14 protein-coding genes are annotated in these 21,956 nt (G+C 41.4%); 5 read left to right on the top strand and 9 right to left on the bottom strand.

Translation table 11 applies throughout. From position 1 onward, the window contains the following. A complete protein-coding gene (locus tag M9899_07375; protein MCO5113980.1) occupies positions 1–549 on the top strand; it encodes an asparaginase in 549 nt (182 codons plus the stop codon). Next, complete coding sequence (locus M9899_07370) at positions 543–1,370, top strand: DUF1295 domain-containing protein (protein ID MCO5113979.1); 828 nt, start codon at positions 543–545, stop codon at positions 1,368–1,370. Before M9899_07375 ends, M9899_07370 begins: the two co-directional genes overlap by 7 nt. An 18-nt stretch (positions 1,371–1,388) precedes the next feature. Here M9899_07370 and M9899_07365 read toward each other — a convergent pair whose 3' ends face one another. After that, the gene (locus M9899_07365) at positions 1,389–1,988 is read right to left on the bottom strand and encodes a porin family protein (GenBank protein MCO5113978.1); all 600 of its coding nucleotides are present in this window, start codon (positions 1,986–1,988) and stop codon (positions 1,389–1,391) included. A 108-nt stretch (positions 1,989–2,096) separates the two neighbouring features. Beyond that, positions 2,097–2,648 carry a DUF2799 domain-containing protein gene (locus tag M9899_07360; GenBank protein ID MCO5113977.1) on the bottom strand — a complete coding sequence of 184 codons (552 nt, stop codon included), beginning with the start codon at positions 2,646–2,648 and terminating at the stop codon, positions 2,097–2,099. A 93-nt stretch (positions 2,649–2,741) separates the two neighbouring features. Between M9899_07360 and M9899_07355 the strand changes: the two genes are divergently transcribed. Together M9899_07355 and M9899_07350 are read left to right on the top strand one after the other, a co-directional pair. Then, on the top strand, positions 2,742–3,764 hold the full coding sequence (locus M9899_07355) for a glycosyltransferase family 9 protein (protein ID MCO5113976.1): 1,023 nt from the start codon (positions 2,742–2,744) through the stop codon (positions 3,762–3,764). Beyond that, positions 3,761–5,161 (top strand): hypothetical protein, encoded by a 1,401-nt coding sequence (locus tag M9899_07350; protein ID MCO5113975.1) that lies wholly within the window; start codon positions 3,761–3,763, stop codon positions 5,159–5,161. The genes M9899_07355 and M9899_07350 overlap by 4 nt, the downstream gene beginning before the upstream one ends. Here the strand turns inward: M9899_07350 and M9899_07345 are convergent. Together M9899_07345 and M9899_07340 are read right to left on the bottom strand one after the other, a co-directional pair. After that, entirely contained in the window at positions 5,155–10,449 is a 5,295-nt protein-coding gene (locus M9899_07345; GenBank protein MCO5113974.1) for a hypothetical protein, read from the bottom strand. The two genes, M9899_07350 and M9899_07345, sit on opposite strands and share 7 nt — an antisense overlap. Continuing rightward, positions 10,394–11,650, bottom strand: a complete 1,257-nt coding sequence (locus tag M9899_07340) for a hypothetical protein (protein ID MCO5113973.1) — start codon at positions 11,648–11,650, stop codon at positions 10,394–10,396. The genes M9899_07345 and M9899_07340 overlap by 56 nt, the downstream gene beginning before the upstream one ends. A gap of 606 nt (positions 11,651–12,256) precedes the next feature. On the opposite strand from M9899_07340, the gene M9899_07335 reads away from it, so the two are divergent. Further along, positions 12,257–13,573, top strand: coding sequence for a hypothetical protein (locus M9899_07335; GenBank protein ID MCO5113972.1), 1,317 nt, complete (start codon positions 12,257–12,259; stop codon positions 13,571–13,573). A gap of 6 nt (positions 13,574–13,579) precedes the next feature. On the opposite strand, the gene M9899_07330 is transcribed toward M9899_07335, so the two are convergent. The 5 genes from M9899_07330 to M9899_07310 form a co-directional block, all read right to left on the bottom strand. After that, positions 13,580–14,014: a hypothetical protein gene (locus M9899_07330; GenBank protein ID MCO5113971.1), complete on the bottom strand. Its 435-nt coding sequence runs from the start codon at positions 14,012–14,014 to the stop codon at positions 13,580–13,582. Positions 14,015–14,248: 234 nt separating this feature from the next. Further along, a complete protein-coding gene (locus tag M9899_07325) occupies positions 14,249–16,645 on the bottom strand; it encodes a hypothetical protein (GenBank protein MCO5113970.1) in 2,397 nt (798 codons plus the stop codon). Next, positions 16,635–18,023, bottom strand: coding sequence for a hypothetical protein (locus M9899_07320; protein MCO5113969.1), 1,389 nt, complete (start codon positions 18,021–18,023; stop codon positions 16,635–16,637). The genes M9899_07325 and M9899_07320 overlap by 11 nt, the downstream gene beginning before the upstream one ends. 102 nt (positions 18,024–18,125) lie before the next feature. Beyond that, positions 18,126–20,360: a hypothetical protein gene (locus tag M9899_07315; protein ID MCO5113968.1), complete on the bottom strand. Its 2,235-nt coding sequence runs from the start codon at positions 20,358–20,360 to the stop codon at positions 18,126–18,128. Next, positions 20,350–21,684: a hypothetical protein gene (locus M9899_07310; GenBank protein ID MCO5113967.1), complete on the bottom strand. Its 1,335-nt coding sequence runs from the start codon at positions 21,682–21,684 to the stop codon at positions 20,350–20,352. The genes M9899_07315 and M9899_07310 overlap by 11 nt, the downstream gene beginning before the upstream one ends. Positions 21,685–21,956 lie beyond the last annotated feature (272 nt).

Raw genomic sequence — 21,956 nt, 5'->3', positions numbered from 1 at the left:
ATGGAAAAGATGAAGGTCACCATTTTAACGACAGGTGGAACCATAGAAAAAATCTATAATGAAGACGACGGATCGTTAAAAAACAGAGACGTCTCTTACTCGTTAAAAACCAGACAGTCCCAGTTAAAAAATAAAATACTGACTAAACTCCGTCTGCCCCATACTGACATTTCAGTTTTTGAAATCATGTCTAAAGACTCTTTAGATATGGACGACAAGGATCGCCAACTGATCTGGCAGACCATAGAACAAAAGTTTGCCGAAGGTACCCCTATTCTGGTTTTGCACGGCACAGATACTATGGAGATCAGTCTACGTTACTGCTATGAGCAGTGCCCAACCCCACCTGTCGCTGTGATCTTTACGGGTGCGATGATGCCCATAGGTTTTGAAGACTCCGATGCCTTACAAAATTTTTGTGAGGCTCTGGCCCTTTGCCAAGTGGTCCCCGCAGGATTTTACATCTCCTTTCACAATCATCTATTCAAAGCCCCTCATGTGACCAAAAATAAAAAACGCCGCACCTTTGAGGAGCAAACTTCATGTTAAATCAGATTCTATGCTCCATCTTTCTTGCGGCCATTTACTTTTTTGTCATTTGGTTTGTGCTGCTGATTGTGAAACAAAGAGCGACACAGTTACAAGCTGGCACTTCATCACCCACGAACTCCCCCACCGTAACAGCTTTAACCCTTAGTCATGGGTTTTGGTTTTTAAGTTTTCTGGTTCCTTTTGCTCTGGATTTTTATCTTGATGGGATGAAACATGCCAACATCATCATGTTTGCAATGGTGTGCCTTTGGGCTCTTCGCCAAAGTCTCTTTCATTTTTTACGCTTAAGACACGTTCCTAAGGACTCAAGATACCAAGAACTCACACGCAAATGGCAGCCTCAGCATTTTAAAGCCAACTCTTTAGTTTATGTAATTTTACCTCAGATGATCGCCCATATTCTTTTGGCAACAGGTTTTTATATTTACCTGTCTTCACCTGATACAGGTTGGTCGTCGCCCGCTTGGAACGTGCCGCTGGCATGGGTGTTTTTATTTGGACTGATTTTACAAACACTTGCTGACTTACAACTTTATAGATTTAAGAAAGACCCCAAAAACCATAACCTCACTTACACAGGTGGGGTCTGGAGATGGATCAAATATCCCAATTACTTCGGAGAGTTTTTAATTTGGCTGAGCTTTGGACTTTTAGCTCTACCCTTTAAATACGGATATATAGGACTTCTCACCCCTATTGTGAGTCTCTTACTTCTGACTCGCTGGACAGGAATCGGTCTGCTGGAAAAGAAAAGAAGCACTCAAAAAAGTGCTCCTCACTTACGGCCTAAATATAACTGGATACCTTGGATCTACTAAAGAAAACTCGTACTAGGATTAAAGTTTAAACTTTAATCCCACCATCAGACGTGCGTGGGTGTAGTCTAACTCTCCCACATCTACTCCCCCACCGTCTTTGATATCAATGCTGATAGGTTCTAACAAACGAGCCTCTGCTGTTAAAGCCATAAACTCTTTAAGGTTAATGTCCACCCCTGCCGAAATCTGCCAGATGAAACCTTTCCCATCATAGTCATTATTATCAATGGTCACAATGGAATAGCCTAAACCCACACCCGCAAAAGGCTCTACAATCATCAAAGCAGGAAAGTGAAAGTAAAAGTTTAATAAAGCTCCAAACTGTTTCATATCATCACTGCCCCCAAGCATACTTGGTGGAAGGTCGGTCAACTCGGCAGTTTCGTAATTCACTTCCAAAGCGAGGGAAGTTAAAGGGGACATGTAAACCCCAAAACCCAACGTGATCGGGTAAGGAGGATCAAAGCTGGTATCAATGTCAGTGCCATCAATGCTTCCATCTGTTACAACAGGAAGTCCTACCTGCGCTTTAACATACATAAGGTCAAAGATCCCCGCGTGTGCCGTAGAGGCTCCCATGACTAACATCATCCATAAACTAAATATCATTTTTTTCATATCTACTCCCTGAAAATGTTGCGTACATGATAAACTAAGAACGTAAACTCCGTATCTTTATGAGGTCGTTCTATTTTAAAGAGCCTTTCTAAGGCCCTTTTGATTTTCTTATTTAGTGATTTGAGTTCGTTTTCTAGCCATCTCTTGTTCAATTTCAGCCACTTTAGCTTTTAAAGACTTGGACTGCTTCTCTAGCTTTTCCACTTCTTTATCGAATTTTCTGACATCCTTCTGAGCCTTTTCAAGAGACTTCTTTTTGCTCTTAAGATATTTATCCGTCTTAGCAATGTCCTTTTCTATTTTTGCAGCATCGGTGCCCCAGTTATAAAACTGATCAAAAGTGGGCTTGATCACCAAAGGGCAATTCTTTGTGGGTTTCTTTTTAGTAACGCCCATTTTATAGGCATTATCTGGGCTACAGTAGTCATTGATCCCCATGAGCCAGCCTTTTTTATACTGCTCTAAAGGAATCTCTACCCCTCTTTTCTGACAAGCTTCTTGGTCTTTAAGAACCTTATCTTCGGCTTCACCTTTGATTCCATACTCACGACCCACAGCAAACCAGTCGTTGCTACGACATTTAGATTCAGAGATCGCATGAGCCTCTGTCATCATAAAAAACACCAAAGCCACACACATCCAAACGCTCTTACTTGCCATTTTAAATACCTCCCAAATAAGACAATAATTAAAGTTAAAGATTACTCTTACATCATGACTTTTTCACAAAAAAAGTTCATAATGCAAGCCATTATGAAGGCAAAAAAAATCTTAATCCTCAGACTGTCGTCTTTTGGAGACATCATTCAGACTCTTCCTTGTGTGGACGCGCTTGCGGCAGAGTCTTATGATGTTGATTTTTTAACCAAAAAGGCCTTTTTAGCCCCCCTTAAGGCCCATCCCCAGATTCGTCAGATTTATACTTTTGAAACCCAAGGCTCTTCTTTATGGCAAGAGCTGCGTAAAGTAAAAGATTTGATCCGCACTCAAGAGTACGACTGCATTTATGATGCCCACAATAATTTACGTTCTACCTTAATCTTGATCTCTACCTTCTTTTTGCGTTTACGTCTTAGACTCTTTTCAGGTAAAGCACTCACCGTAAGGCGCCCAAAGTCTCGCTTTAAACGCTTTTTATTATTTAAATTAAGAATAGACCGATTTCCTTTGCCCTTTGTCAGTGCCGATTCCTTTTTAAATCCTCTTATAAAAAATAAGGTACTGACACAAAATCCTCAAGCACAGAAACTTCCCGTGAACGACACTTACAATCAGAACATTTTAAAGGCGTCTGCCTTCACTCATCCCAGACCCTACATCTGCTTGGCTCCTAGTGCGGCGTGGCCTCTCAAACGCTGGCCACTCACTCATTTTCAAAGCCTGATGGACAGCATGCCTGATTGGGACTTTATTGTGATCGGTGGAGCCGAGGACACGTTCACTCACGAATTGCAGACCCCTCGCTTGACCAATACCATCGGTCAGCTGAGTTGGGCCGATACGGGGAAGGCCATCAAAGAGGCTCGGGCTCTTGTCAGTGCCGACACTGGAGTTTTACACTGGGCTGACTATATGGGAGTGCCTAGCGTGGGCCTTCTAGGTCCCACCGCTTTTGGTGTGCCTTTTAGAAAAAGCACAACTATAATGAATCTAAATCTATCTTGTTCTCCTTGCACCAAAGATGGTCGAGGACAATGTAAGATTAAAGAGACACAAAAATGTTTAAAAGAAATTTATCCTCATAACGTCAAACAAGAGATCTTACACCTTTTATGATCCGTCTATACCGACCCCTTTATGCCTTTGTCTTAATTCTTGCATTGTTGCTGGGTCCTCTGTTTTCAAAAAAATTACGTCAATATTTTTTGATGCGTTTAAAACAAGGTAAGTTTACTCCGCCACCTCGAGATCAGTTTGTCATCTTGATTCATGCCGCCTCTGGTGAAGCGGAATATGCCTTCCCTTTGGCCAAGCGTCTTAAAGAAGAAATTCCTAATAGCTTTATTGTGTGCAGTTACTACTCCCCAAGTTATGTGGACAAGATTAAAACCCATCCTTATGTGGACTTGGCTTTACCCTTGCCTTTGGATCTCCCAGGGCCATTGCGTTTCTTTTTATCACAACTTCGCCCTCAACTGATTCTCATCAGTCGCACGGATGTGTGGCCCGAATTTTTACATCAGGCTCAAAGAAAAAAAATTCCCACTCTTCTGTTTTCACGCACCGAAGAGGCGACAACAAATCCATTTAAAATTTGGATCAAACGCTGGATCTACAAACAACTCCATAGCATTTCTGTGGTGTCCCAAGAGGACCATCAAAATGTGTTAAAAATTTTAGAGGGCACCCCCCTAGATCAACGCCCCCACGTGCTGACTCATGGAGACACTCGTTGGGATCAGGCCTTTAGTAAAATTTTACCCTTAAAGACACAAGCCTTTTTACCTCATCCCTTTTTTGTAGCAGGTTCAACATGGGACGAAGACTTAATGCCTCTGCTCAAGGCTTGGAGACCCGCCTATGGCACTCTAGTCATTGCTCCTCATGAGATCCATGAAACAGGTTTGCAAAATTTAGAACGACAACTAGAGAGTTTAAATTTAAGAAGCCATCGTTATAGCAAGTTCTCTTCAGCTCAAAACGGATTTGAAACCCCAGAGGGAGAAGTGCTTCTTATAGATCAGATGGGAATTTTATATAAATCGTATTTAGGTGCCTATGGGGCTTTCATCGGGGGATCTTTTAAAAAGAAAGTTCACAGTGTCATGGAAGCTTTGGTCTGCCAAACTCCTGTGATCGTAGGCCCCCATTACACCAACAACCGAGAAGCCACACAGTACAGCAAAATCCCTCTATACGATCCACCACTAACAGCGAATGCAACAGATCCCAACTTTAAACCATTAGAAAGTATAAACCCAAGCCAAGAGACTCAAACGTTAGAAGTGATGCGTGTCAGCCCAGACGCCCAATCATTAAGAGTTGTAAACCTATGTCAAGATGCCAAACAACTACAGCAACAGATCGAAGCCCTACATCAAAGATATATAAAGCTTCAAAAAGATCCCGCATCTTATTTGACAAGCGCGTGGGAGCATCCCATGTGTAAAGAGACTTTGAGTTCTCCCTCTGCGGACCTCACCCAATACATCACAAGTTCTTTTTATTACTGACAGCGAGCACTGGCCTTCATCACCTCACCTGGTGCTTCAGCGCCCCAAGGCCAAGTTCTTTCGTTGTACTCCTCTTCATCTAGTTGAGTGTACATTCCTGGGAAGGTCGGCATAGTACGATTGTAGGTTTTTACCATTTGATCAATCGGCCAATCTGTGCGTTTCGCGATTTTATAATGATCTGTGGGATTATAAGAACCTGCCATGCGCTGTTTTACGTTTTCAGCATCGTTCTGCCACATATCAAAGTAACCAATCATCTCTTCGGCATCTACAACTTCACGCTCTGTCTTATTACCCGCACCGTCTTGCTCATAAGACTGAAGTGCCAGCATAAAAGTATTGAACTCACGCACTCCACGCAGAGCCAGCAACCAAGGATGGTTATGAATGTCCGCAGGGTCTAACATATCCCCTTCAGTAAAATGCTGAGTGAAGTAGTAATATTTTTCTTTGACCGCAATAGGAGTATTTTCAACTTCACCACTACAGATCATCATTCCCGCAACGATATCTTCTGTAAATTCACCCTCAGAAAATCCAAAACGACGGTCTTGTCTTTCCACAAACACAGGGTTCCATCTTGCCACAATACACTGCTCATAAGATTTAAGTTCAATCTCAAACTCTGCGTTTTGCATCACAAGATAGGTTCCTTTGTTCACACCTGAACCTTCGTTAAAGCCACGGTCCCTAGCCATATTGTATGTGAAATCTAAAGACCCTAAAAGTAAACCAGAAATTTTTGATGAGAATGTCGATCCCTTTTCAATGATTCCAGTAATAAGTCTTAAAGGTCTGACTCCAAAAGCTCTTGAAACACGCAGTGAAGACGACAGTTTCACATCCTGTGTGGATTGAACGTTCATAGACTTACCACCTAAGAAGTAGTAACGACCTGTTTCATTGATTCTAAAGCGTCGCTCTAAGGCCAAAGGCTCAAGTCCTTTTGTCACATCATCTTTACAAGTTGTGGCCATAGCAAACAGGTTGGCTCGCAGACGGGCAAGCTTACGCTTATCATTGCCATACTTCTTATAAGCCTTAGGAGCAATCTCTCCGTATACAAACAAGTCACACATTTTAAATTGATCTTCTGGTGTGAACTTAGCATGACCCGAAGCTACCATACTTTGTCCTTTATAAGGCTGTTTGATGATCTTTAACAGCTCATCACGAGTAGGAGCCACATAATCCAAAGCCACATCATAATTTGTAGTCAGACCCCATAGACCAGGAGACTTGTTGCTCTCTTGGCAAACATTGCTCTGTACATTTTGGCAACGATCTAACCCGACGTTGTACTGCTCAGATATAAATCCGTAAGGCATCTCTAAGGGTAAATTGTGACCCGCCGAACGATTAGGCACTGAAGCTAAACTTCCCAATAAGTTTTGAAAGTTCGCCTCGTACTTATTTTTATTTTTATAATCTTGGTCGACAATGCCTTTGACCACTTCGGAATAGTTCTCAAAAAATCTATTCAGAGGAATATATCTTTGCGTGTCTTTCTTATAACAGTGAGAGCCTTTAAGCACGTTGTCTGTACACACCAAACGATCTGGAGCGATGTCTTTTAATGACAAGTAGGACAGATCATACGTGTCTAAAAAGCGTGTGAGCATACCATCGACTTGCGCACGAACCTCTTTGGCCGCCTTAAGCCTTTTGTACATGCTTTCAATACCTTCAATCACTTTGGTTTGCCCTGATTCGTCCACAAAAGTTTGATCTTCAAACACTACGTTTTGAAAATGGGCGATAGATCCATGGTAAGGAGACTTTTCATATTCAAAGTTTTCAATGACTCCGTACTGAGAGGCCAAAGATGTATTTAAAGAATTACAATCATCTGTCACACAATAAGCTTCATCTAAGTTGTCTGTAGGTCTTAAACTTCCTGAGTTGGTATTGTATAGGAAGGTCATTGGGCCCACAAAAGTACGACTTCGAATACCCGAGTCTTTATCATGTAACTTGTCTAAGTCAGACACGGGTCCAAATGCCGCAGATACAGTGAAGTCATTGGTTAAAATTCTATTGAGAGTGGCCTCATTTAAAAGATTTTTAAAGAACTGTTTACCTGCATCTTTAAAAGGCTGAAATTGCGACAGACGATCCGCATAGTTTTCAGGAAAAACACCTGTATCAAATGGGATATAGGCCATAGTCACAGGATCAATGTCTGCATTTTCTTTTGAAAGATCAAATTTAACTTCCCCTGTAGACAACACTTTAACAGGGTTTAAGCTCTCACACTGCCCTGCTGCACCTTGGGTGACAGGGTCCACAGCTTGACGTCTGGACTCTGCGGCAAGGCGTGCGGCTTCCGTAGCCACTTGCTCACGCTCCGCCAGCTCTTGATTTCTTTCGTCTACGACTTCTGAAAGTGTGTCATCAGTAACAGCGATCGTCGAGGCAATCTTAGATTCAAACTCACGCTTAAGATCAATCAAAACATCCTTAAGTAAGTATCCTAATTTCGAGCGCTCAAGATCATCCATAGCAGAGATCACCTTAGGGTCTTGAATGATCTTTTCAAGATCTTCGACTTGAGTGATATAAATGTCATCATCAATACTATCTGCAATAGCATCTAAGACTTTTTGCATTTGAAACTTAATCAGAGTTTGATCTTGTTCAGATAACTTAGCAAGAATAGGGCTGACTTTTCCTGTTTCAAATTGAAAGATCTTTTCAAAACGTTCTTTAACAATGTTCACCACTTGCAATTTCACTTGATTGACCAGTTGCAGTTGCACAAAGATTTGTGATCTGATTCTCATTAAACGTAAATCTTCAATAGAAAATTCAATAGGAGTAATGATTCGACCAGAGTTCACACGCACCAGTTTTTTAACAAAACTGATCGAACGTTTACGTCTGGGATCACCGTAAGGAATTCCATGCTGAGTTCCCACATAGTCATCTCCATACATAAGTTTACTGTCTCCAGGAGGAGCATCCACCACGATCTCACGCATGTCTCTTTCATCTAAAAGCTCTTCGGCGGCATCGACAGGTTCTGGTTGCAGAACATAGTCTCTGGCCGCAGGATCAAGATAGTCCTTTTGCAGAGCTGCCTTAAGAATATAAAATCCGTCACGAATGCGATCTACAGCATTGATCCCTTGCAGAATCGAAGAGTATCTAAGCACCAAGGGGTCTAACGTCAAAAGCACCGTCTTTTTAACGTTAAGATCCATGGATTTACCAATTTCATATCTAAAACGTAAAGTTTCATATCTGAAATTCCCAATAAAGAAACGTGATTCAATTTTTTCACGACCTTCAATATTTTTAATAAAGGATTCCGAGGCAATGCTAGCATCCGTACCAAAGGTTCCGAATCTTTCATCCCATGGGTTGATGTACATCTTAAGCTCTTGAATGTTCACGCCTTTTGAAGTGGGTTTACCCTCAACAAAATTTTTCACTTCTTCAACAAAATCAAAATTTCCAGATTCAAATTCAGGCTTCCATCTGGCAATAAAAACTCTTCTCTCAACCAACTTTTCACGATGGTAATACTTGTGAGACATTTTATCATACCAAAAGATTTCGCCATCACGATTCACACGACTAGGATCCTTAACGTCTTTGGCATTTGTGATCTTCATAAACTTCCACTTTGTTTTATCCGTGGGATTAGAAATACCTGTATGCAAAGACACAATTTCAAAAGGCGTATTAGGAGCTGCTGTTGAGCCTGTAGCTTCATCGTAAACTTTCGCACTGACTCTAAAGATCACAGTTCTTTGCGAAGCCGTTTCACCCGCTTCGACTGTACTGAATTTAATGTTCATAGTACCAAAACTGTAGTCTCTGATTTTATAAGCATAGCCATTATTGATGGCCTCATTACCACCTGTGGCTCTTGCTATATACTCATCATAGTTAAAGATTCTTTTAATCGTACGCTCATCGGGATATAAATCACCCATACGACCAATCAGACTCTTATAAGGCCCCAGAGTGTACAAGTAATCCACATAAGAAAGCTGATCTTCTACACCCAATGGGATCAAACGAACAGCTAATTTAATATTTCCTGTTGAAGGTAGATACGGGATAATCGCTTGATAGTTGGCAAATAACTTACCTTCAAAAATCTCACCTACAATGGCGTTCATATTAGGGGTCAGAATAATAGGGTCTGCACCACTTGATGGCTCAAGGACTAATTGGGATAAAACTCTAAAACGTCCATCCATTAAAGGTTTATTTTGAGTGACTCCCTCTGGAGTTTGATACTCATATTTTAAATTCATCTTAAGATCAAAGTTGAATTTCAGACCATCAATATTTTGTGAACTGTCGATGTCTTCATACACATACACAGCCTTATTGCCAGTGCCTTCCTTACGTAAGAAGGTAAAGTCACCTTCAAGACCCGCATCTTTTTGACGACTGACAAACTCGTTCTTACTGTATCTGCTGTACACCAAATTTTGAAATCTTAAACTGCCTTCTTCACGATCATCTAGTGACTGCTGAATGGCGGAGTCTGATCTCATAGCCACAAAGGGTTCAATGGACTGGATCACTTGCGTGCCAATACTATCAATGATCACTTTGGCTTTTTGTTCAGGGTTGTTACCAGAAATCTTTAAGGCTCCGTAAGGATCATAGCTTGCCTCTTTGAGCATCTTGGCTTGCTCTTCACTGAGGTTAAAAGTGATATCCCTCACTTCAGGAACACTTAAACCTCTTAATGTTGACCATGGATTGATCTCAAGCACTACGGTTCTTTGCCCCGTACGACTGCCTGTACCTTTGATCTTTCTTGCTAAAAGTGCAGACTGACTGTCGCGCTTAAAGAAATCGTAGGGAATAGATTCTGTCCAACGGATCTCGCTGGCCGCATTAGCGGTGAACTCACACTTTGGTGTTTCTCCAGTGGATCTTGCATCACACACGGGCTTCCCAGACGCTTCAAGCACCTCGAATCTAAAATCACGTAGACTTCGTCCTTGCAGACCGTCACGTAAGGTCACAATAAATTCATAATTTTTATAATAAGGAACTTTCCAACCTTGAGCTTTATATAAACTGTTCTCTTGGTTGAGGGGCCTTGCATCCACTTTTAAAATATCAAAGTCCGCATTGTCACCAAAGACCAATTCGGCTTTGACTTTAGGGTCATGAGTTTTATGTCTCATACATCCCGTAGTCAGCACAAGCACGCCCAGAATTAGAGCTGCAAAAATGTGTGTGTGTTTCAAAAGAGCTTTAGAAGAGGCGATCATAAGATGTCTCCAAATGTATCGTAATAATATCTGCATCATACTGACGGCCCGAAGTGTCTTTGTTAATCAAATCCGCTTTTACATATCTACCTGACACACGTACTTTTTTAGGAATCCACTCTAGACCCAGCTCCACAAAATTCCCTTTTCTATTTGTGTTTCCCATAACCGTAGATGTGTAATATCCAGGAACGGCGTCAGATTCGACAAAGTAATTGCCAACGTTAAAATCTAAGCCCAGATCAGCATTAAGACGTCTAGAGGCAAATACACGAATCATCTGCGCTTGGTTAAACGTATCAGGAGCGCTGGTGTTTTCTAGCATATCAAGACTAAACCCCACGGCGATGTCGCGGTTAAAATCGTATCTTCCCGCAATACCTGCCATCCAGCCTTCAAAACCAAAAATGAACTGACTGGCAGCCCCTGTCCCTATCACGCTGTTGCCTAAGAATCGAGAAGAGTCGGCCACCTTAGAGGGTAAATTGTTATAGCTAAAGCCACCAACGTAGGCACTCATATCATAACTTCTTCCGCTTTCATAAGTCGCACTGGCCACAGCAGAAAATAAAGTGGGAAGTTCTTCTTTAGCCACTAACTCTGTATTAAAAGTGTAAGACGTAGGAATCACCTGCTGCGTAGAAAACCTGTACAGCATTTTTCCGTCCATAGCTTTGATGTTCACTCTTTCCTCTAAACCAGGAAAAGATCGTTGAGCCATAACAAAACCCGAAAAGACTCTTCTTTGATCTAAAGTTCCAAACATCAGATGAAACATATCATCATTCAAAATATCTAAATCAAAATAACCATAGTGCAGGTAGATTCCGCTTGGAGTAAATTCTCCAAAGCGCGACTGCACACGTCCACTTCTAAATTGAACGTCAATGGTCGTGGTAAAAATCAAACGATCTAACAGGCGGTATTTGATCTCTGAACGGCCACCTACAGCATAAACAAAATCTTCATCAATCTGGTCAGCATAAGACTCACCCGCAGATCGCAAAGACCAGTTAAGCATTAAGCGATCGTCTTGATCAAATTTTTGAAAGTCTTTTCTGGATTCTCTGGAAAAAGAACTGGTTCTAAACAGAAAGTCATTGTAAGCCCATGACGTGGTCGCAGAGAAAGTGAGGGTAAGGAATAGGATTTTTGCAGGTGTGAGAAGGCCCTTAAAGCCATGCACCATAGCTCTAAGTTTAGGTCCCATAACAAAAGCGGTCCTCACTAGCGTTTTCAAGTCTCTCCCTCTTTCAGTCTTTATCTTAGATTTATGATTCAAGAAGTATTCTCAAGCCTTTAGCACTCAAATCGAATATATCCTTTTCTAAAATCTAAAATTGCCATTTTGAGAGTGACCCTTGCTTTTGAAGACAAAAATAGTCACTGCATGTACTCACAGACCCTATAAGAACCAAAAAAACCGTGAAAAATAAACCTAAAAAATTACATGATTAGGTTCTAAATTGTTGTTTTTTTAGGATATTTTAAAATTTGTACAGATTCTTAAAATCCATAAAATTAGACCAAATCAAATATATTAGATATGAAAGGCTATATAGCTTAATATATGCTCAGATTGAAATTATTACAGTATGGATACTTTAAGCAGGTCCTGACAAAATCATAATAATTTATGCTCGAATTATGGGACAACTTTAAGGGCTGTATTGATGAGCATTTTCACATGCTCCCTTAGGGCTTTGCCTGTGGCGCACTTAAGCTGTCTTTTATACTCAAATTCCAATATGGTGGTAGGAAATTTTTAAGAATTTATAGGTTGAATCTCGACTCAAAATCATTCAACTCATAGATTTGAACATGAGCACTTATAGGAGCTGACAATATGGCAAAGTTTAATCCCCTTAGACAACTTCCCCTTTCTGCAAACTATGGCCCTAAGGACACGCTTGTGGTGTTCGGTGAGGTTTTCAGTCGTGGTTACGTCAACGGTCTGATCGAAGAGGCCGAGCGCAAAGGCATGAAGGTGGTCTACACCACCGTAGGTCGCCGTGATGCTGACACCCAAAAGCTTCGCCCCTTAACCCCTGAAGAACTTAAAGAAAAGCAGCAGACCCCACTCGTCAATGTTCCTCTTGAAGCGGGCTTTGATCTTATTCCCTGGTCTGATGGACAAACCTTAGTAGACAAGATCTCTGGTTACAAGATGAGCGAGTGGGATAAAGTCGCTGTAGACAGAAAAGAGCTTGAAGACATCATTCTACAAAGTCGCAAAGACTTTAAAGCTCGCACAGCAGATATGATTAAAACCCTAGAAAAAGACATCCCTTTAGAGGGACACATTGTTTTTGCTCACACTATGGCAGGAGGCATTCCACGTGCGAAAATCATCATGCCTTGTTTAAATAAAATCTTTAAAGGCAGTGGTGACAGATACCAATCTTCAGAAGAGTTTTGGAATACGGATCTTGGATACCTGTGTGATCGTTCTTTTGATGAGGTGACAGCTAACACTTACCAAATTCTTATTGATGAAACCCAAGCTCTAAGAGAGAAAAAGACTAAAGAAGGCTTTAAGGTGTCTTATGTGGCTTATGGCTATCATGGTTGTGATACTTATGTGGAATCCAAAGATGATTACATCTGGCAAAGCTATTCTCCTTACCTGCAAGGTTGGGCGAAGATCAAATTAGAAACCATTGCTGAAGACTCATTAAAACAAAACATTCAAGCCTCGGTCTTTAATGCGCCAGAAATTTTAACTAACTCTAGCAGTGTCTTTTTAGGCATTGAGGTGTGTCTCTATCCCCTTCTTACGGCTTTAAGACATGAGGGACTCAGTCCTAGTCATCCGCTTTTTAAAGAAAGCCAAAGCAAACTTAAAGAAGGATACACTTTGCAAGACATCGAAGCTTATGTGCAAAAGTATTTGAATGCGGACACTAAAGATTTTGAAAGTGAATTTAACAAATGGCCTACTCACAATCAGCCTGAGCAAATGGACAGAATGAAACGCGCTTCAGCTGAGCTGATGGACATGCACACAGACTCTAAAAATCTATGCACTGCGGACTTAAGTGAAATTGTATTTAAGGCCTGCGGTGGCCTCATGTTAGACAAGTCTTATGACTTAGGTGATGCCGTCTGGTGGATTGGACACGACATTGTGTCCAAGTGGACCGTCGCTAGGCAGAACCTCTAAAAGACATTAGTGCTTCTTAAAGTAAAACGTGCTGCCAAAAATTCCGTATCTGACTTCGGCATTTAAGACTTTGCCCGTATAGAATAATTTGGCATCACCTTGATTACTTTTAATTTCTAAAACATTGTTCTTTAAACAGATGCTATTGATGGAAGACAGTTGCTCTTCACCTGCAGAGTAATCTCTACTTTTGATAGCGCCTAAGAGATCATTTTGGTTCTTGAATGTTAAAATTTTACTCTTCTCTGGATTTCTAAAGTTGATATCAATCAGTATTGGGTTTCTTTTTGCGATGTTTGTAGAGTGTTGATTTTCCACCTCGACCCAATGCTTGTTTCTTTGTAAAAATCCCTCAATCAAACTTCCCTGATTGTCACAGGCCCAAGAGCTGATTGGCATCATCATCAAAAGACTAAGTAAACATACTTTTATTGTTCCCATTTCTTCCTCCGTGCAAACTCTCTAAGCACATCCCTCTGGCTTAGAGCTTATATCTCTTGTCAGCTTCATAACTAACTGCGTGCTAACATAAGAAAATACAGAGCAATCCTAAGGCCGTTTTCAAATTTGCCTTAAACGTCTTTATTTTTGAAATGAAGGGGAATTGAATTTTATTCCTGTAAATCTCTTACAGAAGGAGGTGATCAAAAATGTCATCGAAGTCTGAAAAATGATCTAGTCCGCCGTACACGCGCCCACAGGCTCTTTGACGTAGAAGGTATTGTTAAGTTTATACTCTTCCCAAGCCAATTTAACAGACTGGCAGTACTCACTGGTGACCTTGCCACCTGTTCCTGAAATGGCTGTCAGTACACTGTCAAAAATTTCATAGATGTCTAAACGATTATACGGAGGAGGGTCAGTCAAGCTACGACTGCCTATAAACCACATTGCCGAATCCCAAGTGCCATCAGGTGTATAAGGCATTTTTTTGTCTGTGATCAGCTTACGGTAAATGTGCTCGACAACCATATCTGAAAGCTCTGTGCCCGCTTGGGCCTCACCAAGGCGTTTGACCACATCTTTGAATCTATCATGAAAAGCAGTCCACAACTCAGAAAACTCAAGCTCGTTGTTCTTCTGACGTGTAAAGAAGTACCATTCTGAAGCTTCTGTATCGTACACTTCAAATAGAGTTTCTATATATTGTAATAGAGCGACAGCGTACTGAACTTCATCAAAACTAAATGGAAGCTCGTTATTTTTACATGTTCTAACCATGCTAAAGTATTGGTTATAAAACTTATCAAAATCCCCTGCATTGATAAAATTTAAAAACCCAGGGATATGGTATAGATGCTTAGAATAATCTTTCTTAAAGTAGTCTTTAAAACAGGTGGCATCAATATAAGCGAAATTTTGATACTTCGATGTTCCAGGGATGGCACATCCACTGTCTAAAGCCCCACGATAAACATCTCGGGATGTCGTACTTGCCGAAAGGATAGAGGCAAACCACTGAATCCCTTCATACATATCAACTTTACTATCCCCATTGCCCGAATAAGAAAAGATATTGGCTTCCAAAAAGGATCTTGAACCCGAAGAGCATGACAGAGGATTGATGATCCCTTCAGCCACTGTAATCGGCCGGATATCGCGGTACACACGGTCCACTGTGTTTTCTGTCACCAGTTTATCCACTTCGTGCGCTATAGACTTTTGCTTTCCATAAGAGTCAAAAAAGAACGACACGATGTTGGCTAAATTACCCTGATAAAAGTGATTTAAAACACCATGAGTGGATGAACGAATACTTTTTTCTGGTGCACTTACAAAGTGAGATTTATAACTAAAAACATCACTGAACATAGGGTTATAAATTTTAGACTTTAAAACCACCTCTTGGTACAGCTCTCCAGCCACTGTATCAGGGTCCTTGATGTAATCAATATCATAAGTCAAATCTGTGTATTCTGACATAAAGCTTCTGTCATTATATTCTTCTAAAACCTTAGATAAAGTCAGCATCCAAGTGTTAAACTTATATTTGAAAAACAGCACGTCTTCTTTAGTGACACTCCATTTGTCGTCATACTGTGCAGTAAAGAGGTTGGCCCCCATCTTTCTTACAGCAGTCAAAAAATCACTGCGCGACTGAACATTTTTAAATAAAATTTTTGATTCATAGAGTCCCACCACCACGTCTTCGATGGCCTTTTGCTCTATAGGATTGTCCCAGTTCAGCTCGTGAGCATAGTCCACAGTATCCACAATAGATTTGATCACAAGGGCGTAGTAGACCGTACTGTTAGGTGTGAAGATCTCCTTTTCCATTTTTGATCTTCGAATATGAGCATTGATTCTTAGAGTCTTTTCAATAAATTTAAACGCATTAGACCAGTTCTTGGGCTGAGAAGAAGAAAAAGAGATATACAGATCAAATAGTCCATCAAAAACAGGTTTAAACCTTTGTAGGCTTTGCATACTCAAAATCTGGTCTTTGAAGAACAGAAGCTCTTCGGTGTTCATCTCCCCACCTGCGGCAGTCAATTTGTCTGTCAGATCACTTAGGGCCTGAGCAAATTGATCCTGCTTTTTGGTGATGGCTTTATGGTATTCTTTATCTTGATTATAAAAGTAATAGCTATCAGTCAGAAGTCTTGTATCTAAAATTGCTTGGCGAATGACGGGCCAGAGGACTTTCACCTTTTGCCACTCTTCTCTTTTAAAGTGCGCAGAATCCCCACCTACAAACATTCTTTTTACTAGAAGGAATCTCTGAGAGTACACATCACCTTCTTTAGTATCTAAAACAAAGGACTCTAGAAGTCTTGCAATCTCTTCGGCGTTGTAGCCCTTAGCTTTGTCCGACTCTGATGTTCTACGCATAAAATCGTCAATAGAACGCTCCACACAGCTAAAAAAAGTATTCACTTTTTCTTCCGTGACGGTAGAAGAAAAATAATCTTTTACAAACTCATTAAAGTCCACAAAGCAGTTCTCATGCTGACTGTCGACTTCTATGGCTTTGGCTTTATAACTTTCTTCACCCAACCATTTACATGAGGAAAACAGCAACACGCTGCTCATACTAAGAAGTAAGAGTTTAACACTTTGACTACATGGCATAGGTCATCCCAAATAAAAATCTGTCGTTGGCCTTTTGGTTGCCCAAAAAAGAACTTTCAGTGGAGTTGGTGCCCACCAGATCAAAACGTGAGTACAAAGTCAGATCCTTCTGAGCTTGGTATTCAATTCGAGGTGATAGCAGGATAGACTGGTATGTGAAGTCATAAAAAGCTTTGAACTGCATTTGTAAATTCCAAGGCTGATAGGCCGCAGCCACTTGCAATGAAAGGGCTTCGTCAAAATTAAAATCGTTGTACTCAAAATCTTGCAATACATTTAAAAGAGTCTGCTTCAGACGACGCATATAATGAAGCCCCGTTTGAATCTCCACATCGCCCAGTCTGATGTTCTGACGTTGCAACCCCATGTGCAGAAAAGAGCTTTCTCGTGCATTGGACTGCATATCATTGATCGTGGCCCCTTCGGTCATATCTTCTAGGTAAGATTCAGCAAAGTACTCTCCAGAAAGCACATAGTCCTCGCCGATCTTTTTATCAAAAGACACCGAACCCACAATACGATTCAAAAGTTCGGGATTGATATTGGCCACGACTTCCGTAGCCCCATTTCTCACTACTGCTGTCGGTCTTACATTCAACGTCCATCGTCTTGAAGGCAAAACCCCTGCATTGATATTGATGTCCACCGTGTCCCCAGACCACTCTACCCCAGTCATGGCGGAAAAACGAAAGAGCTTCTCATACTGATTGGAAATAGAAAGATCGTAGGTCAAAGGCACTTCATTCCCATTGACAGTCACCGTTCTAGGGGCCGAAACAAACCATGGACTCGTAGAACTGACAGCTCCGTTTTTCACATCAAAGCTTGTACCTAAATCAGGAAAGCTGACCACAGACGCAAAAAGTTTAAACTTCAGTGACGAAGAAAGGGACATATCAAAAAATAATCCTGTTAAACCCTGATGGATAGGATCAAGAGGGTCACCACGAAATTGAGACTCCATAGCCCCTAAGTTCCACACAGAATCTAACTTAAGATTTGAAAAGTACTTACGCCCTAGGCTCAAACGGGATTCATTTCCCAAAATGTTCATCTTACCCGAAGACAGGTAAGCTTCTCTCACCCAAAGTTGAAATCTCTCGTAACGCGAATAACGCCCACCCAAATCCCAATTGTAAAGCCCGCTGCCAAAATCCCCGTTGCGGCGTGAGTGCAACATAAAGATCAAGTCTTGATCTGATGAAATGACGTTGCTGGGGGAAGAGACAAAATTATCTAAACGCAAATCAACGGTTTCACCCAGATTTGAAGAGGTCGATTTATAAATCAGATTCTGAAAAGACTGCGCAAAAGTGGACGGCTGCCAAAGGGCGATCCCCGCTAAGATTATAAAAAAAGCGCGTCTGGTGTGGCACATAGTCCTCAGTTTTACCTTACCACCAGTTGGCTTTCATTAAAAAAGTGACCTAAAGTGGACTCAAAATAGAGCCAGTTGAAATTTTTACAAGCTCAAATCCAATTAAATCGCATTAGACAAAAATGCCAATATTTTCATCAACTTTGAACGGCTCGATGTGTACTCGCAGGTCGACACATTACTAGCAAGGGTGATTCGCCCTTGATCGTCCATAATGGTGCATCTTTGCACACGTTTAAGCCAACCATAAAGTTCGATGGGTTGACCAAAGACCTCTTTAGGTAAACGTCCATTGCGCAAAAAGAAAGAGTACACCGCAAGCAAAATCTGTGGATCGTCTTCAGCTTGGGTGCCTTGAATCTGGGGCAGTGCTAAAAGTGCCGCCTTAAAATTTTCAAAAGAGTTCACGGTCTCTTTAAAGTCGATCAGCTCGTCTTTGTTCTCGTCATACTTTCTTAAAAAGGCTTCGATGTATTGAGAGGCAATGCTGACAGCCAATAACTCCGAACGCTTAAAGGCTTGAGGCTGCTTGGTTTCTCTGGCCATCTCTTCCATTCCTTCAACCCACTCTTGCCACTCGGCAGTACTTAAGCCTGAACGCAGATAAGTTCCAAATTGAGGGATCATAGGTTGCCAGAATTTGGCAGGTGAATTTTTAATCCATTCTAAATCACACCGTTTATCATCTTGGGTGCAAGTTTTTCGCATCTCTTCTTGCTGCAAACCCGAAAACTCTAAGCCTGAAAATAAAATTGCAAAATAATCCACACCTTCAATGTAACTCAAATAAGAATCTGGTAGAGCCCGAGGCACAAATAGATTGGCTTCATTATAAATGCGAAACCACGCTCCTTCGTCTGTGTCTGATAAAATATCTAAAGCTTTTAAAAACTTCCACACATCGGTGTAACCAAAGCGCAACTCATCTAGGGTGACTCCAGTAAGCAAAGAACGACGAACAGGTTCGTCGGTGTACATCAGCACAAAGATTCTTGCTAAAGCTCTTTGCCAATTGAGCTTAAAAAGATTGCCGTAATTGGCTTCTACCATGCGAGGTTTAAGGTCGGTCAAAACATAGCCATCTTGATCGCTGAGCATAGGCCACATAAAATCTATGGCCCACTGGTTATGAATAGATAAACTTTGCGATAGACCTAAACTCATTAAACTCGAGTCAAAACGTCGACCATAGAAGACTTCAGTGTTGTGTTGAAAGTTTCTAAACTCATTCCACTCTACTTTAAGCTTACGATAATTTTTCAAATCCAGCTCGTCTTGTACTTGAAAAAAGCGAGTATAAAATCTGTCAACGAGCATCTCTCGAATTTCAGCATCAAGTTCTGGCATATCGACAATGTCGATCACAATCTCAGTCAGTTTCAAAATACGCGCACGTGTTAGCACTTGGCGATCTTGGTTTTCAATAAATTCACCCACTAAGGGGATGGCCTCTTCTACAATGGGTTCTAGATGAGAAAAGTTTGTAGGGTTTCGCCAGCCCGAGTCCAACACACCATACTTAAGCCTGATAGCCAAGAAGTAAACTTTTTCAATATACTTGTAGATTTTAGACCCTGGAGTCAAAGCAATGTCTGACTCTAACTCCTGCCCCAATATAATATTGATGACACTCCAGTATTTTTTTAACTCTTCAGGGTTGATAAAGCTCACATCAAAATGTTTGGTAATTCTTTGGATCACTTCATGGGCTCTTTGCACATCCACAGGAGTGACCACGGGTGCCGAGGCCTCATTTAGATTTTCTATGATTTGACCTAAAATCGAACGCAGCTCTGTAGCCTCAACAGAAGTGAACTGATGGGAAAGATTATGCTTGGGAGCGGGCTTAAAAAATAAACGATAAGCCACAGGAGTCAGGCGTGCTAGTAAAGGTTTTGTCTCGTGTAACAATGTAGATAGACTTTCTAACTCATGACGTGTGAGAATCTTAGAGTCGCCGCCTAAAATCCAAGTTTTGACTTCTAAAATATCGTCTACGATGGCCTGATTGAAATCTCTGGAATTAAAAAACTTTTGTAAAATATGAAAGACTTCGGTGTGAGTGTAATAGGTCGCATCAGCCCCTCTGACCCGTCTTAAAAAATAATCAATGGCGTCCCCAATGCAACTCACATCGGCTTGGATTGTTGAGGCCGACCCTCGGCCTTCAGACCACTTGGCGACACGATCAGCAAGTCCATTGAGACACTTGGAATCATAAGACAGCTGAACCGAAATCCCCTCACCCTCTTTTCCTTTATTGGAACAGGCCCAGAAGGTCACACATAGACCGATAAGGCTGAGTGTTTTAAGCACAGGTTTTAACTTAAAACACATAGGCCACTCCTGCCCATACTCGATCTAAATTTCTATATTGATAGATAAAACTTCCTTCAGGAGCATCTTTAAAAGGTTCGATGGCATCCACACCCAGCTCTATATATGTGTTTTTATTTATAGACCGCTTTACATTCAAAGTGGCAATGAAGCCTCTCTGGGTCCAGTCGTAAGCCACACTGCCTTCAGCCTCCCAAGACCATAGATTTTTTAATCCTAGAGTGCCCTTCACGGCTCTTTGATAAATGTGTCTGACGCCTTGGTGGACGAGGGCTGAACTAAGTTCCCCTACTGAACCTAGGTGGCCTCCATCACGCACCAGAACCCCTAAAGAGTAGGTGTAGTCATAACGCTCTTGACTAAGAATCAGAGAGTACACCGTTTGATCCGTAAACGTCTGATAAGTGAACTGATGAGTATCAAAACGAGGTTGATCAAAGACCTCTTGTAAGACAGAGGCTCGTAATCGGGTTCTTTTGCTGACCTTCCAAGAGGCTTCCAAACTTCTTAGCTCATGCTCAGCGATGCGCGGTTTAACGAGTACATCAATCGGTACATCGGGGTCAGAGGCATTTGCAGTAAAATTTAAATCCAGCAGCATGTGAGGATTGGCCTTTCTGACCCAGTTCATGCGCAAGTAAAGTTCTTTATTGGGCCAGTATTCAAAGGCCACCCCATAAGCAGGAACTTGTAAGAAACTCATGATGCGAGGTTCATCTAAACTGTAATTGGTCTGAAAACTTTCACCTTCATAAGGTACTGTTTCAGGCGGTGGTAAAAACCACGGGCTTTGCGAAATGACATTCCCACCTGCAAAATCATAATCAGGTCCCATGTGGGGTAAAAAATAAGGAGAGTACATGGCCGTAAAAGTCAGCCCCTCCATTTGCTTTTTATAGAAAACTCCAGGCAGTCCACCCTGACCCACTCGGAGTTTATTTCTCTGCATCTGTGGACCCCATTCTGAAGAGCCCCAAAAATCTAGGCCTTCATTCCAAGCTTCTTGGTGGATGCCCACGATCAGGCGTTCAATACTTCCTAAACTCACATTCAGATTTTTAATATTATAAAAGAGGGCACGCTCGTTACCACTCCACAATAGGTCTGCATCCATGACGTAAGTCGTACCAAAAAGAAAGGAAGAGCTTCTTAGCAATTGTGCTGACACCACTTGGTCACTACTTTGGCCTGATTCAGACACATTGATGTACTGATCTAAAGAGGCACTGAGTTGTGCCTTTTCAAAAGCATGGACTTGATGCCCAGTAAGTGACCATAGTCCCAAAAAGCAAAACAGAAATTTCATTTCTGTCTTAAACCTCATAACCCTCCCCCTCAAACTTATGAGCTTTAATCCAGAGGGGTCTAAACCCCTACTATGGTTTAATTGTCACATGTTTTTAAGGAAAAGGTGGCCTCGCAGCGCACAAATCTGGACGTCACTGACTCGGGGTGTAGACTCCTAAATGCTGGACTTATGTCTTGATAATTGGTGCGGATTAGAAATGATTCCATTGAGAGCGTCAAATTTTTATCATCTCCCCACATTTATTATATGTGGGGAGAACTTCTATTTTCAGCCTCTAGGAGTGAGCC

This window comes from Pseudobdellovibrionaceae bacterium (genome assembly GCA_023954155.1).
Taxonomy (GTDB): domain Bacteria; phylum Bdellovibrionota; class Bdellovibrionia; order Bdellovibrionales; family UBA1609; genus JAMLIO01.
This window is presented reverse-complemented; position numbering and strand designations above follow the sequence as displayed.